16 protein-coding genes are annotated in these 14,076 nt (G+C 69.5%); 6 read left to right on the plus strand and 10 right to left on the minus strand.

Annotated elements, in window-relative coordinates:
- Nucleotides 1–599: 599 nt before the first annotated feature.
- From VGB24_RS21785 to VGB24_RS21795, 3 genes are all read left to right on the plus strand, one after another.
- Nucleotides 600–2,228: a M28 family peptidase gene (locus tag VGB24_RS21785; RefSeq protein ID WP_331075028.1), complete on the plus strand. Its 1,629-nt coding sequence runs from the start codon at nucleotides 600–602 to the stop codon at nucleotides 2,226–2,228.
- Between the two features lie 78 nt (nucleotides 2,229–2,306).
- Complete coding sequence (locus VGB24_RS21790) at nucleotides 2,307–2,618, plus strand: hypothetical protein (RefSeq protein ID WP_331075029.1); 312 nt, start codon at nucleotides 2,307–2,309, stop codon at nucleotides 2,616–2,618.
- Complete coding sequence (locus tag VGB24_RS21795; protein ID WP_331075030.1) at nucleotides 2,615–3,118, plus strand: GAF domain-containing protein; 504 nt, start codon at nucleotides 2,615–2,617, stop codon at nucleotides 3,116–3,118. Before VGB24_RS21790 ends, VGB24_RS21795 begins: the two co-directional genes overlap by 4 nt.
- A gap of 76 nt (nucleotides 3,119–3,194) precedes the next feature.
- Here VGB24_RS21795 and VGB24_RS21800 read toward each other — a convergent pair whose 3' ends face one another.
- From VGB24_RS21800 to can, 7 genes are all read right to left on the minus strand, one after another.
- Entirely contained in the window at nucleotides 3,195–3,719 is a 525-nt protein-coding gene (locus VGB24_RS21800; protein WP_331075031.1) for a phosphatase PAP2 family protein, read from the minus strand.
- A 105-nt stretch (nucleotides 3,720–3,824) separates the two neighbouring features.
- Complete coding sequence (locus VGB24_RS21805; RefSeq protein WP_331075032.1) at nucleotides 3,825–4,277, minus strand: hypothetical protein; 453 nt, start codon at nucleotides 4,275–4,277, stop codon at nucleotides 3,825–3,827.
- A 37-nt stretch (nucleotides 4,278–4,314) separates the two neighbouring features.
- Entirely contained in the window at nucleotides 4,315–5,082 is a 768-nt protein-coding gene (locus VGB24_RS21810; protein WP_331075033.1) for an SDR family oxidoreductase, read from the minus strand.
- Nucleotides 5,083–5,170: 88 nt separating this feature from the next.
- Nucleotides 5,171–5,953 (minus strand): GYF domain-containing protein, encoded by a 783-nt coding sequence (locus VGB24_RS21815; RefSeq protein WP_331075034.1) that lies wholly within the window; start codon nucleotides 5,951–5,953, stop codon nucleotides 5,171–5,173.
- Nucleotides 5,954–5,987: 34 nt separating this feature from the next.
- Entirely contained in the window at nucleotides 5,988–6,257 is a 270-nt protein-coding gene (locus VGB24_RS21820) for a type II toxin-antitoxin system HicA family toxin (RefSeq protein ID WP_331075035.1), read from the minus strand.
- Complete coding sequence (locus VGB24_RS21825) at nucleotides 6,250–6,627, minus strand: hypothetical protein (RefSeq protein WP_331075036.1); 378 nt, start codon at nucleotides 6,625–6,627, stop codon at nucleotides 6,250–6,252. Before VGB24_RS21825 ends, VGB24_RS21820 begins: the two co-directional genes overlap by 8 nt.
- A gap of 929 nt (nucleotides 6,628–7,556) precedes the next feature.
- Nucleotides 7,557–8,198 (minus strand): carbonate dehydratase, encoded by a 642-nt coding sequence (gene can, locus VGB24_RS21830; RefSeq protein ID WP_331075037.1) that lies wholly within the window; start codon nucleotides 8,196–8,198, stop codon nucleotides 7,557–7,559.
- Between the two features lie 146 nt (nucleotides 8,199–8,344).
- On the opposite strand from can, the gene VGB24_RS21835 reads away from it, so the two are divergent.
- Nucleotides 8,345–9,163, plus strand: a complete 819-nt coding sequence (locus VGB24_RS21835) for an amidohydrolase family protein (RefSeq protein WP_331075038.1) — start codon at nucleotides 8,345–8,347, stop codon at nucleotides 9,161–9,163.
- A complete protein-coding gene (locus VGB24_RS21840; RefSeq protein WP_331075039.1) occupies nucleotides 9,156–9,863 on the plus strand; it encodes a GNAT family N-acetyltransferase in 708 nt (235 codons plus the stop codon). The genes VGB24_RS21835 and VGB24_RS21840 overlap by 8 nt, the downstream gene beginning before the upstream one ends.
- Before the next feature lie 627 nt (nucleotides 9,864–10,490).
- Here the strand turns inward: VGB24_RS21840 and VGB24_RS21845 are convergent.
- The 3 genes from VGB24_RS21845 to VGB24_RS21855 all read right to left on the minus strand — a co-directional run bounded on the left by VGB24_RS21845 (nucleotide 10,491) and on the right by VGB24_RS21855 (nucleotide 12,777).
- Entirely contained in the window at nucleotides 10,491–11,552 is a 1,062-nt protein-coding gene (locus VGB24_RS21845) for a VOC family protein (RefSeq protein WP_331075040.1), read from the minus strand.
- 71 nt (nucleotides 11,553–11,623) lie between these two features.
- The gene (locus tag VGB24_RS21850) at nucleotides 11,624–12,181 is read right to left on the minus strand and encodes a YceI family protein (protein ID WP_331075041.1); all 558 of its coding nucleotides are present in this window, start codon (nucleotides 12,179–12,181) and stop codon (nucleotides 11,624–11,626) included.
- 131 nt (nucleotides 12,182–12,312) lie between these two features.
- Nucleotides 12,313–12,777, minus strand: a complete 465-nt coding sequence (locus VGB24_RS21855) for a MarR family winged helix-turn-helix transcriptional regulator (RefSeq protein ID WP_331075042.1) — start codon at nucleotides 12,775–12,777, stop codon at nucleotides 12,313–12,315.
- A 138-nt stretch (nucleotides 12,778–12,915) separates the two neighbouring features.
- On the opposite strand from VGB24_RS21855, the gene VGB24_RS21860 reads away from it, so the two are divergent.
- Complete coding sequence (locus VGB24_RS21860; RefSeq protein WP_331075043.1) at nucleotides 12,916–13,746, plus strand: alpha/beta hydrolase; 831 nt, start codon at nucleotides 12,916–12,918, stop codon at nucleotides 13,744–13,746.
- The last annotated feature ends 330 nt before the right edge of the window (nucleotides 13,747–14,076 follow it).

The following is a 14,076-nucleotide window of genomic DNA, read 5'->3' on the forward strand; positions in this document are numbered from 1 at the left end:
CAAGTTGGCCGAGTCGTCTTCGAACACTTCGATTCAACCGCCTCCGCATGGGGGTCCGGCTCACTGGTTTATCTTACCCTCTGCACTTCGTCCGCGGGTAAGAGCGGCGAGGTGGACGTATTGGGCATCGCAGCGAAGAACGCGCGCCGGGAGGGGATCGAGGTGGGATCGTGCGCCATGTGCGTGGAACTGCACTCAGGCTGGCCCGACGCACTCGACTGGCTCCCTTCCCCGCGCAGTTGCGGGAGAAGGGCTGGGGATGGGGGGCGCCCGCCCGAGCACCCCACCTGCCGAAGCGCGCCCAACCACGCGTGCAGTCCGCGAAGGCGGACTTCGTGCAGTCGGAGCCGCGACTTCAGTCGCCCCAGCAGGGCCGAGGCCTCGGGATGGGTGACCGCTGCCGCGCCCGGGTTGTTACGTGTCCGCGGCTGGATCCTTCGGCCCGCGCGAATTTGTGTGCGGGCAGCCGCGGTGCGCCTGGGCCTCAGGATGACAGGGTGTGGCGCGGTAACGACTTACATTCTCTCTCGAGGACGTGGATGACGGTACGGACCTACGGATTCGGGGCCTTGGCGCTTATGGTCGGCGCGGGATGCTCCGTGGCGCCTGCTACGCGGGGAGGCGGGGGGGACATCGCATCACCCGCCGCCGAAAGGGCCGCGGCGGCGATCAGCGGCGAGGTGCTGCTGCGCGACATCCGCGAGCTGGCGTCGGACCGGTTCCTGGGGCGCGCGGTTGCGACCGCGGGCGAAGACTCCACCATCGAGTACATCGCCCGGCGCTTCCGCGAGGTGGGGCTGGAGCCGGGAATGCCCGGCGGAAGCTACCTGCAGCGCGTTCCCCTGGTGGCCACCACGTCGCGCGTGGAGGCGCGGGTGCAGGCGGGCGGACGCACCCTCCCGTGGCGGCAGCTGGACGACATGGTCACCTGGTCGCTCCGCCCCGACACGCTGGTAAGGGTGGACGATGCCGAGGTGGTGTTCGTGGGCTACGGCGTGGTGGCGCCCGAGCTGGGCTGGGACGACTTCAAGGGCGTGGACGTGCGCGGCAAGACGGTGGTGATGCTGGTCGGCGATCCGCCCGTTCCCGACCCGCGCGACACCACCCGCCTGGACCCCCAGGTGTTCCGCGGCCCCGCGATGACGTACTACGGCCGCTGGACCTACAAGTACGACATCGCCGCCGAACGCGGCGCCGCCGCCGTGCTGCTGGTGCACCAGACCGAGCCCGCCGGCTACCCGTGGAGCGTGGTGCAGGGCAACGTGCGCGAGCGCTTCGAGGTGGAGGGCGCCTCGCCGCACGTGCCGGTGGAGGGATGGATCCAGCTGGAGGCCGCGCGCGCCCTGTTCGGCGCGGGGGGCCACGACTTCGCCGCGCTGGAGCGGGCGGCGCGGACGCGCGAGTTCCGTCCCGTGTCCCTCGGCGCGCGGGCCAGCTTCCACGTCCGCAACACGGTCCGCCGCGTGGCCTCGCACAACGTGGTGGCGCGCATCCCCGGCTCCGATCCGCAGGTGCGCGGGCAGGGCGTGCTGTTCACCTCGCACTGGGACAGCTTCGGCATCGGCCGGGCGATCGGCGGCGACTCCATCTACAACGGCGCGCTGGACGATGCGACGGGCGTGGCGTGGATGCTGTCGCTGGCGAACGCCTACAAGTCCATGAATCCCGCGCCGCGCCGGTCGCTGGTGTTCGTGGCCTTCACCGCCGAGGAGGCGGGGCTGCTGGGCGCCCGCTACTACGCATCGCATCCCGTGATTCCGCTGGACAGCACGCTGGCCAACATCAACATGGACGCGATGAACCCGTGGGGGCGCACGCGGTCGCTCGTGAGCCTGGGCTACGGGCAGACCTCGCTGGAAGACCTGCTTGCCCGCTACGCCGCGCGGCAGGGGCGCACCGTGGTGCCCGATCCGGAGCCGGAGAAAGGCTACTTCTATCGCGCCGACCACCTGGAGCTGGCGCGCGGCGGCGTTCCCGCGCTCTCGTTCCTCTTTCCGGGCACGAACTACGTGCACCCGGACCCGGCCTACGGCGCGCGCGTACGCGGCGCGTACATCCGCGACGACTACCACAAGCCCAGCGACGAGGTGAAGGCCGACTGGGACATGGCGGGAATCGTCGACGACACGCAGCTTACCTTCTGGGTGGGGCTGCACGTGGCGAACGGGCGCGAGTGGCCCACGTGGATGCCGGGCTCCGAGTTCCGCGCGGTGCGCGAATCGCGGTAGGGTGAATCCGCGCGGAAGCGTGAGACCGTACACGGAGTGTGGATGCCGCCCATGACCAGTTTCCCGGGTTCCCCAACGATGCTCGCGCCCGACCGTCCGCCGCCCCTGGCGGGGTACAAGCTTCAGCAGCCCACCGAGTCCGACGCGGTGGCGGCGCTTCACCGCGTGTTCGGCGCCGAGCGCGCCGCGGAGCGGTGGGGCACGGCCTGCCGCGCCGCGGGTCTGGTTCCCGGGATGGTGTTCGGCGCGCCGCAGCTGGAGCAGGTGGTGAAAGCCCTTTCGGCGCAGGGCGGCGCCACCGCCACCGTGGCCCGTTCCATCGAGATCCGCATGCGCACCTACGCGCGGCTCGCCAGCCAGGCCACGCTCATGGCCGGAGGACAGCGATGATCCCCGATCCGCTCTTCGACGAGCAGCGCCTCCAGGAGATCCACGACCTGGACCTGCTCTCGTCCGACGTAGACCCCATCCTGCAGGACGTCGCCGCCGAGGCCGCGTCGCGCCTGGGGCTCCCCGTGTCGCTGATCAGCGTGGTGCTCGACGAGGCGCTGCACGTGGCGGGAATGCACGGGCCGGAGGGGCTGTGGCTGGCCGAAACACGCGGACACCCGGTGGAGTGGTCGTTCTGCGCCACCTCGGTGCGCACCCGCGACGCCTTCGTGGTGGAGAACGCCGAGACGCACCCCGACCATCACGACAACCCGCTGGTCACGCAGGACGGCGTGCGGTGCTACGCGGGCGTTCCGCTGATCTCGTCGCGCGGGTTCGTGCTGGGCAACCTGTGCGTGGTGGGGCTCGAGCAGCGCTCCTTCAGCGAGGCTGACGTGGCCGTACTCCGCGAGCTGGCGGACGAGGCCGTCCGCCGTATCGAGGCCCGCCGCGTCGCCTGACGCACCCCATTGGAAAAACGAGCACGCCCGCCCGGCGACCTGCCGGGCGGGCGTGTTGCGCGTTCAGTCGCGTTCCTCAGCCCAGGAGCGCGGTACCCGCGAGGTGGCCCAGGAGGGCCAGCGCCCAGCCGGCCACCACGTCGCCGGGATAGTGCACGCCCAGGTAGCACCGGGAGATCCCCACCACCAGCGCGAGCGCGATCACCGCCACGCCCACCGGAACGGAGACGATGGAGAGCAGCCCCAGCGCCACGGAAAGCGAGGCCGCCGCATGGCCCGAGGGAAAGCTGAAGCGGTCGGGCGCGTGCACCAGCGCGCTGCACCCCACGGGCATGGAGGGCCGCGCCCGCGAGACGGTGCGCTTGAGCACGTGCACGCCCAGATGCGAAAGCACGAGCGCCCACGCGGCCAGGGCGCCCGCCGCGCGCACCCTGCCATCCGGGGCCAGCAGCAGCACCACGGTCAGCGCGATGGTGGCCCACGCGTCGCCGGCATGCGTCACAGCACGCATGGCAGTATCGAGCGGCCGGCGCCGGCGGAGCACCAGGGCGTGAAGCGCCCGTTCGTCGTGCGAGTGAAGCCTGATGATCCACGCGGTCATCGATTCCTCTCCGGTTGTGGTACGGAGGTGAATCTGGGCGCTTGGGGCAACGGGCAGGGCACCCCCGCGTAACGGCCGCGCACCGGGTCGCCCGCGGTTTGGCGTCTAGCGGTGGCTCCACAGGTACAGGGCGGCCGCGATGGGGGTGAACACCCAGTAGTCGCGCGGCATGATCCACACCCAGGTGGGCGCGTGCCACCAGATGTGCTCCCGCCGGAACTTCCGCAGGCCGAAGGCGGGGTTCATGACGAACCACAGGAAGTCTTCCGCCACCCAGAACAGGATCAGCCAGGCCACGATGCGCGCCTCGCCCTTCCACGTGGGCGCGGCGAAGCCCAGCGCGAACGGCAGGTGAACCACCAGGGTGACGAAGACGTGCACGTAGAAGTGGTACCCCGTCAGCGGCCGCGAGCTGAAGAACAGGCGCGTCCAGCGGTTCTCCACGCGCCAGGTGGGGAGGGCGGCGGCCCACCCCGCGGTTCCCTCGATCTGGATTTCCAGCTGCGCGAACGCGGCCCCCGCGGCCAGGACCATCGCGAAAAAGGACAGGTGCTCCAACGGCGCGTCTCCGGTGGGTTGCAGGGCGGGGTGGGCGTCAGGGCATCGTCAGCCCGCCGTCCAGCGCCACGTACTGGCCCGTGGCGAAGCCCATCAGCTCCGACGCCAGCGCCACGACCGCCCGGCCGATGTCGTGCGGCTCGCCCAGGCGTCGCAGGGGCGTGGCGCCGCGCACGATCTCCTGCACCTCGGGGGTGGTGGGCTCCGACGCCGCCGTGGTCATGATCAGCCCGCCCGCGATCATGTTCACCGTGACGTTCTCCGGCCCCAGCTCTGCCGCCAGGTTGCGGCTGAAGCCCAGCAGGGCGCTCTTGGCTGTGGTGTAGGCGTGGTACTGCACCACCGGATGCGTGATCAGGTTGGTGAGGATGTTCACGATGCGCCCGCCGCCGCGCGTCCGGAAGTGGGGAAGCACCGCCTGGCAGGTGTTCACGGCGGCGCGCACGGTTCCATCGATCTGCTCCTGGAAGCCGCCCCACTCCATCGTCTCGAAGCGGGGATTGGCGACGGGATCGAAGCGGTAGTTGAACAACGCGTTGTTGACGAGCACGTCCACGCCCCCGAACTCCTCCGCCAGCCGGTCCGCCATCGCCCGCACGGCCGCCGGATCGCGCACGTCGGCCGCCAGCGCCACGGCCCGGCCGCCCGCGCCCTGGATGGACGACACCACCTCGGCCGCCGCGCCGGGGCTCTGGAAGTAGTTGACGCCCACGGCCGCCCCGTGCGCCGCCAATTCCCGCGCGATCGCCGCGCCGATCCCCCGCGAGGCGCCGGTCACCAGCGCCACCTTTCCGTTCAGCAGCATCCCGTCGTTCTCCCTGTCGTCATGGCGGATGAGCGCCCGCGGCGTGGCAATCACCGGGCCGGGCGCGGCCGGAGTCGGCGTTCCGGGGTCAGACCGGCTCCTCGGCGTTCAGCCGGATCCACCCGTGCACCACGCGGTACAGCAGCCAGACGACCGAGGGCAGGTAGATCAGCACGAACATGAAGGCGGACCCCGCGACGATGCCCAGGATGACGGCGCCGATCCACCAGAGCAGCAGCCCCCAGAAGGTGGCGATCTGCCAATCGAAGTGCGTGTTCACGTAGGTGCCGCGCACGCTGTCGCGCCCCGCGTAGTTCACCACCAGGGCGATGAACAGCGTGACGCCTGTGATGAAGCTGGCGGCCTGCAGGGCATAGACGACGTGCCCCAGCGTTCGCGCGGACCGCTGGGCCTGCTGGTCCGCGGGTGATGGCTGCGCGTACGCCGGCCGATGGCGCGGCGGCGGCATGGTACGCCGCAGCCGGGCCTGGTACTCGGCGCCATCCGGCACATGGGGCGGATGGTCGGCGCCCAGCCCGGGGACGCCGCTGATGGGCAGCCAGTAGAGCCCGCCATCACTCTTTACGGGCGTATCCAGCGGGATTTCGCCCCGATGGAGCATCGCGCGCAGCTCGGCCTGGCTGACCGGGCCGTGGCGCACGCCGTTCCTGATGTAGTGCCACGCCTGCGCGTCGGCCGCGTCGGGCTCGGGCGGGGCCGGCTGGGCCGGGGCGTGGGGCGGGGGAGAGCCGGGCGCTTCCGCGGGGGCGGGCTGGCCTGCGCGCGTAGGCTGCGGAACACCGCAGCGCGGGCAGAACACCGCCTCGGTGCTGACGCTCGTCCCGCATTCGCGGCAGGGTTGCAGTGCCATTGAGGAGGGGGAACGATGAATGGGCGGGTGACGCTCAGAGGCTGGCCGTCACCTTCATCTCGTATGCCTGCTGGTCCAGAGGGCAGTCGACGAGATCCAGAAACTCATTCCGGGAAACTCCGCACTGCTTCGCCATCTGCGCAAGAAGCGACGCGTCGAGATCCCGCCCACCGTGGCTCGTCTTGGTCCGGATCCTGGACTTGAGCCCTGATCGGGTGTGATATACGAAGTAGCGGTGGTGCGTGTCTACCTGGCGAAATCCCTTCCGCCGGAGAGCCGCCTCCACGTCGATCTGCTTACGCATCGTCACCCTGCACGGCCAGCCGTTCGCGAAGCAGTCTGGCGAGCGACGCGGCGCCCGCGGTAAGCTGCGCCTCGTCTGCTTCCGCGTATTCCATCCACATCATCTCGATCTGCTCAACGAGGTCGGTGAGCACGTCCGCGCAGGTCTGGCCATAGGCGTGGATATCCAGCTCGGCGTCGTGAACCACCAGCAGCTGACCGTCTGACTGGGCGACGGGAAACGCCCGGGCTCCGTCCCGGAAGCGCAGACGCCGCTTCGTCCCCGAAATCTCATTCAGAATGATCGGTGACACGGTCCTCCCCCCGGTTTGAACGATACCGCCGCAGTCCGGCTCCCGACCGTGCTCTACAGCATAGCCGGTGTCCGGCACCGGCGGAAGTCCTTTGTGGAGCTACACTTGACGCCAACGCGCGGATCGTGGCTCCGGCCATGCCGGCGTGACCCGTTCTCCAGCGGAATCTCTCGTCTATGGCCGTATTCACCCGCTCTTGAGTGCCCATGCGCCGTCCGCGGCGGCCGGACGGAACCCCGGGATCGCACCCGCACGCGTTCTCCCTACGTGGCGGTATTGTGTCGGGAGCATCGGGGCGTCTTGCCATTCAGGTTGATTGAGGTACAGTCTCCTGTGTTCCGGGAATTACAGATCTCGACTTGCGGGAACCTGGGGCCGGACCAGAGCGCAGGCCTACGGATGGTTTTGTCCAGACGTGCACACCTCCGTGAGAGGGGAGGTATCTGGACAAGACATCTTCGCGCCGGACCACTACAGACCGGTTTGGAGATGAACGAACACGGTGAGAACCAGATGAGACTCGTCCGGAGAAGCACGCATGTCCGCAGCCTCTGAGCCGCCGTTCCCGCCCGACATTGTCGACGCGGACGCTGACGCGCCCCGCGGCGAGGTGGTGCTGTACGTCGCAGACGATGGCCGGGCACGCGTGGAATGCCGGTTTCACGACGAGACGCTGTGGCTGAGCCAGGCGCTGATGGCAGAGCTGTTTCAGGTGACCGTTCCCACGATCAACGAGCACCTGAAAGCGCTGTACTCCGAGAGCGAGTTGGCGGAAAACGCAACTGTTCGGAAATTCCGAATAGTTCGAACGGAAGGGCGACGCCGCGTTACGCGGTCCATCGAGCACTGGAGGCCGCCGCCCGCCGCCTGCCGCCCCGAACGCGGTGAAGGTCTACGCCAACCTCCTTCGCTGGCCGACGGAAAGGCGCGGGAACGCAAACCGCCCTCCCGGCACGTGGCCGGGGAGGGCGGTTTCATGATCCGGCGAGCTCCGCCGCCGCGAAGGCCTAGCCCAGCCGCTCCACGGCCGCGTCGCGCACGGACAGCAGCTCGTCGGCGTTGGTCGCGGTCGTGTTCAGGTCGCGGATGACGCCGTCCTGCAGGCGGTAGATCCAGCCGTGCACCGCCAGCTCCTGCCCGCGCGCCCACGCGTCCTGCACGATGGTCGTCTGGCCGACGTTGGAGGCCTGCTCGATCACGTTCAGCTCGCAGAGGCGGTCCAGGCGCGCGTCGTCGGGCAGGGGCATCAGGCGCTCCCAGTGCTTGTCGCGCACGTCCTGCACGTGCCGAAGCCAGTTGTTGATCAGGCCCAGCTTCATGTTCTCCAGCGCGGCCCGCACGCCGCCGCACCCGTAGTGGCCGGTGACGATCACGTGCTTCACCTGGAGCACGTCGACGGCGAACTGCAGCACCGACAGGCAGTTGAGGTCGGTGTGCACCACCACGTTGGCCACGTTCCGGTGAACGAACAGCTCGCCCGGAAGCAGGTTGACGATCTGGTTGGCCGGCACGCGGCTGTCGGCGCACCCGATCCACAGGTACTCGGGCGACTGCGTGTTCGACAGCCGCGAAAAGAACTCCGGGTCGCGGTCCGTCATCGACTGCGCCCATTCGCGGTTCTGCGTAAGAAGGCGATTCAGCACGCGCACCCCTGTCTGCTGTCTGTCGGTGATTCCCTCGCGGTCGGAAGACAACATAGCGCGTGCTCCATCCCGCATCCACTCCGGCCCCGCCGCCCGCGAGGGTGGTACGCTCCCTGCCTGCCCACACGCCCGCACCCGCGACCCGGACCACGTTGATCATCGACTGCCACACGCACCTCAACCGCTACGTCGAAAGCCAGCCCGTTTCGCTGGCCGAACGGTACGCGCAGCTCCACGCCGACATGGACGCCAACGGCGTGCGGCACGCGGTGGTGCTCTCGTCGTACACCGTGAACGCCGACCGGCCCAGCACCGACGAGCTGCTGGCGGTGATGGAGGGCGACCCGCGCGTCAGCGTGGTGGCCGGCGTGAGCGTGCCGCACCTGGGGAGCGACCAGGTGATGCACCTGCGCCGGCTGCTGGAGTCGCGGCGCATCGCGGGGCTCAAGCTGTATCCCGGCTACCAGCCCTTTCACCTGTACGACCGCGCGGTGCACCCCGTGTACGAGCTGGCGGGCGACTTCGACGTTCCGGTGATGGTGCACACGGGCGACACCTTCAACCCCAAGGCCAAGGTCCGCTACACGCACCCGATGGAGGTGGACGACGTGGCCGTGGACTTTCGCGAGGTGACCTTCGTCCTCTGCCACATGGGCAATCCCTGGTTCGTCGACGCCATGGAAGTGGTGTACAAGAACGAGAACGTGCTGGGCGACATCTCGGGGCTCACCCTGGGCACCTTCGAGCCGCGGTACGAGCGGATGGTGACGGGAAAGATCGACGAGGCCCTGGCCTTCATCAACAATCCATCGAAGCTGATGTTCGGCACCGACTGGCCCATCTCCGACATGGGCAGCTACCTGGCGTTCGCCGCCAAGCTCGAAACCACGGACGACGAGCGCGAGGGGATGATGTGGCGCAACGCCGCCCGGGTCTTCCGCATCCCGGTGCAGGAGCGGGCCGATGGATGACCTGGACGGGCGCCTGGTGGTGCTGGACGACGAGCGGAAGCCGCTGGCGCGCCAGGCGCTGGAGCTGATCGCCCACGCCATCGGCGACGTGCAGCCCGTGGGCGAGCTGCTGGCGGAGCTGGAGGAAGCGCGCCTGGGGATGCCGTCCGGCGGCGACTACCACCTGCTGACGTATCTGGACGACGACGGCAAGCCGATGGCCGCCGCCGCGGGCGTGTACCTGAAGGGCGTCAACGCGGGGTTCATCACCTACCTGGCCGTGCGCAAGGACCAGCGCGGCGCGCACCTGGGCCGCCGCCTGCGCGCGCACGTGGTGCAGGCCATGCGCGACGAGGCGCTGCGCACCACCGGGCAGGACCTGGCGTGGATCGTGGGCGAGGTGCGGCAGGAGAGCCCGTGGCTGAAGACGCTGGTGCGCGACGGCGAGGCGATTCCCTTCGACATGCCGTACTTCCATCCCTGGCAGTCGCGCCGCGGCCACGCGCGCTACGTGCTGTACCGCGAGCCCGTTACCGATCCGCGCACGGAGCTGGGGGCGGACGAGGTGCTGCGGCTGCTGTACAACATCTACCGCCGCGCCTACCGCCTGCGCTTTCCGCTGCACAGCGACAACTTCTGCTTCATGCTTGGAGACCTGGAGGGGCGGGAGACCGTGGGGGTGCACGCCAACTTCGAGGAGGTCCTGGGCGAGGGCGACTAGCCCCGGGCGGACGGGTAAGGTCACACGGAGGGCACGGGGGACACGGGGGGAGGATCGAGGCGGTTCGACTGGCGGCCGTGCATGCCGCGGGAGGCCCCTCCCCCGGCCCCTCCCCGCACGCTGCGCGTGCGGAGAGGGGAGAACTTCGATTGCGGTTCGACGGGCTGCCGATGCATGCTGCGGGAGCCCCCTCCCCCCGGCCCCCTTCCCCCGCTGCGCAGGGGAGGGGGAGACCTGAACCGCGCTGCGGCTGGGCTCGTGCACTCGACTACGCGTGCAGTCCGCGAAGGCGGACTTCGGGCCGTCGTTGCCGCGACTTCAGTCGCCCCAGCAGGGCCGAGGCCTCGGGATGGGTGACCGCTGCCGCGCCCGGGGTGGTACGTGTCCGCGGCTGGATCCTTCGGCCCGCGTGGTTATGTGTGCGGGCAGCTGCGGTGCGCTTGGGCCTCAGGATGACAAGGTGTGGCGCTACAACGGCTTGCAAGCGCTCCCAGGTCTGAAGTGTACCCCCTCTCCCACGCTGTTTGTGGGAGAGGGTGGACGAGCCTAAGCGAGGACGGGTGAGGGCCCCGCGGAGCCGAGGACTCGCCTCGAACTCCGGACCCCCACCCGTCCATCCACCTGCGCTCACCCGAGCGGCGCCAGCGCCGCGCCGATCTCGTCGCGGTTGGGCTCCAGCCAGGCCGGCAGCTTCAGCTCCGTCCCCAGCGCCTCCTCGTCCACCCCGAAGCCGGGGCCGTCGGTAGCGATCTCCAACAGCAGCCCGTCCGGTGCGCGGAAGTAGATGCTGTTGAAGTAGGTGCGGTCCATCACCGGCGACGGCTGCACGCCCAGTGACCGCAGGTGGTCCACCCAGGCCCCCTGCTCCTGATCGTCGCGCGCCCGGAAGGCCACGTGGTGCGTCTGCCCCACGCCGCCCCGCGCGCGGTTGTAGCTCGCCGGCCAGCCGAAGAGCGTCCACGAGCTGTGAGGCGCCACCGTCTGCCCGTCGTAGCTGCCCCAGAAGTAATGCAGCATGTCCGGCGCGTCGCGGTTGGTGGTCTTCTTGATCATCTTCAGCCCCAGTGCGGCCTCGTAGAACTCGCCCGCGCGCTCCAGGCTGTCGGTGATGCCGCTGATGTGGTGAATCCCCTGCAGCGCCATGTCGGGAGTGATCGCCGGCACCGGCTCCGGGTGCGTCAGCGCGGCGATGGACGCCTCGTCGCGGTAGCCGCGGACGATGCGCTGCGGGGGAAGCAACAGCGTTTGGCCCAGCGCGTCGGCTGGCTCGTCGATGTCGTAGCCCGGCCCCTTGCTGGCGATCTCCAGGATCTGCCCGTCGGGATCGCGAAAGTACAGGCTGGTGAAGTAGCCGCGGTCGTACGGCCCGCTGACGTGCACCCCGTGGTCCGTCAGCCGGCGCTTCCACTTCAGCAGCGCCTCGTCGCTCTCCGCCCCCAGCGCCAGGTGGTGCACCCCGCCAATGCCCGGGCGGCCCGCGGGCGCGTCGCCCCACTCGAAGAAGGTGAGGATGGTGCCCGGCCGCCCGCCCTCGTCGCCGAAGTACAGGTGGTAGGCGCCCGGATCGTCGAAGTTCACCGTCTTCTTCACCAGCCCCAGCCCCAGAACGCCGCGGTAGAACTCCAGCGTCCGCCGCGCGTTGGAGGAGACCATGGTGATGTGGTGAAAGCCCTGCGTCTCCAGCTTCATCGTCGCCTCCTCCCCGGTCCGGCGCCCCTCCCCGGGCTGGGGAGGGGCGAAAGCTCCGCGCTCGCTCCTGGTCAGTCCGCCTGCTTCACGGCCTGCACCTCGAGCGTGATCTTGATGTCGTTGCTCACCAGCACCCCACCCGTCTCCAGCGCCTGGTTCCAGGTGAGGCCGAAGTCGCGCCGGTCGATCCTGGTCGTCGCGCTGAACGCCGCGCGCTCGCCGCCCCACGGGTCGCCGCCGCGGCCCTCGTCCGTCACGTGAAGCACCACGCGCCGGGTGCAGTCGCGGATGGTCAGGTCGCCCGCCACGTCGAAGCCGTCGCCCGCCGGCGTCACGCTCACGCTGCGGAAGCTGAGCGTGGGATGGTTCTCGACGTCGAAGAAGTCGGCCGAGCGCAGGTGCGCGTCGCGCTGCTCCTGGCGCGTATCGATGCTGGTGGTGTCGATCTCGGCCGTGACGGTCGACGCGGCCGGGTTGGCTTCGTCGAGCACGATGGTCCCGGTGACGGCGCCGAACCGCCCGCGCACGGTGCTGATCATCAGGTGCTTCAGCGAGAACTCGACGTTCGTGTGCGCCGGGTCGATCTGCCACGTGGTGGTGGTGCTGGTGCTCTCGGTCGTGATGCTCATGGTGGCGTCCTCGTGCGTTGGTTGTTCGCTTGGGCCCTCTCTCTTCGTCGCGGCGGCCGGGCCGTCGACCCGCCGCGATACTTCACTACTTTGAATCTTAGAACTAAGATAATCGTTCGAACGAATTTTGTCTAGGCCGGCTTCTCGGCCTCCGCCGCGTGGCGCCCCAGCTTGCGGAGCAGCTCCGTGGCGGTCTCCTTTTCCTCCGGCGTCAGCCCGCCGAGCGCCGCCTCGAGCGCGGCCGCGTGGGCGGGAAAGATCTCGGTGATCAGCGCCTCGCCCTCGGAGGTCAGCGCGGCGTAGTAGGCGCGCCGGTCGTGCTCGCACCGCCGCCGCTCCGCCAGCCCCTTGGCCGCCAGGCGGTCCAGCAGGTAGGTGACGCCGCCGCTGGTCACCAGGATCTTCTTCTGCAGCTCTCCCAGCAGCAGCGGACCCCTGTGGTGCAGCGCTTCCATGATGCCGAACTCCATCAGCGTCAGGCCATGCCGCGCGATGTCGGCCTGGGCGTGCGCCGCCACGGCGTTGTGGGCGCGTGAAAGCACCACGAACAGTTTCAGCGCCTGCTCCGTCGTCTCCTTCGATCCCGAGTTGCTCATCGTCGTCGCCTCTTCCAATTATCTTAGCACTAAGATAACGTCGGGACGTCCCAAGATCAAGGGTCGCGGGGGGCCCCGGCGCGTGGTACAATGACGCCCGTCCGCCCGACGCACAACCGTCCTGGGGTCCGAAAATCGATGACCGATCCGCAGATACCAATTCTCGCGCACACCCGCGTTGTGGGGAAGGATGCCACGCCCACGCGGTGGCTGCTGGTGCTGCACGGCATCTACGGCAGCGGCCGCAACTGGGGCACCATCGCGCGGCGGCTGGTGGAGGCGCGGCCGGAGTGGGGCGTGCTGCTGGTGGACCTGCGCAACCACGGCGGCTCCCGGGGCTTTCCCGGGCCCCACACCCTGGCCGCCACCGCCGAGGACGTCGACCGCCTGGTGGAGCACCTGGGGATCGACGCCACCGCGGTGATGGGGCACTCGTTCGGCGGCAAGGTGGCGCTGGTCTACGCGGCGCACCACGGGGGCGCGGGCCAGCTGCGGCAGGTGTGGGTGATGGACAGCACCCTCTCCGTCCGCGAGCCCGAGGGGAGCGCCTGGCGGATGATCGAGGTGATCCGCGCCCTTCCCTCCGAGTTCGCTTCGCGCGCGGAGGCGGTGGAGGGGATCGCGCGGGCCGGGTACGACGAGGCGCTGGGGCAGTGGATGGCCATCAACCTGGAGCTGGTGGAGGGAGTGTACCGCTGGCGCCTGGATTGGGAGGTGATCGAGGAGATGCTGCGCGACTACTTCCGCACCGACCTGTGGGAGACCGTCGTGCGCCCGCCGGGGGAGGTGGAGATCCACATCGTGAAGGCGACGGACAGCAACTCGCTGGACGACGAGGCGATCCGCCGCGTGGAGGCGGCGTCCACCGCCAACCCGCGCGTGCACTTTCACCAGTTGCAGGGTGGGCACTGGATCAACACCGACAATCCCCAGGGCGTGCTGGACCTGCTGGCGGGCAGCCTGCCGTAGGCCGAGCCCCGCCCCCGGCCCTTCCCCCGCGCGATACTGCTGTGCGGAGAGGAGGGAACTTCGGGTGAGATCCGACGGGACCCGGCGCATGCTGCGGGCGCCCCCCCCATCCCCAGCCCTTCCCCCGCAAACCCCGCGGGGGAAGGGAGCCAGTATGGCGCGCCACCCAAGCCTTCGCCGCGCATCGAGGCCTGTCATCCTGAGAGGGTGTTGAGATAACCGAACAAAGTACGAACATGCACAAGTAGACGGTGTATGCGGCTGGCATGACTAGCCACAGATATCCGACAGACTTGACCGATTCGCAGTGGGAGCTGCTGCGCCCGCTCA

Origin of the sequence: Longimicrobium sp., assembly GCF_036399935.1 — a bacterium.
Taxonomy (GTDB): Bacteria; Gemmatimonadota; Gemmatimonadetes; order Longimicrobiales; family Longimicrobiaceae; genus Longimicrobium.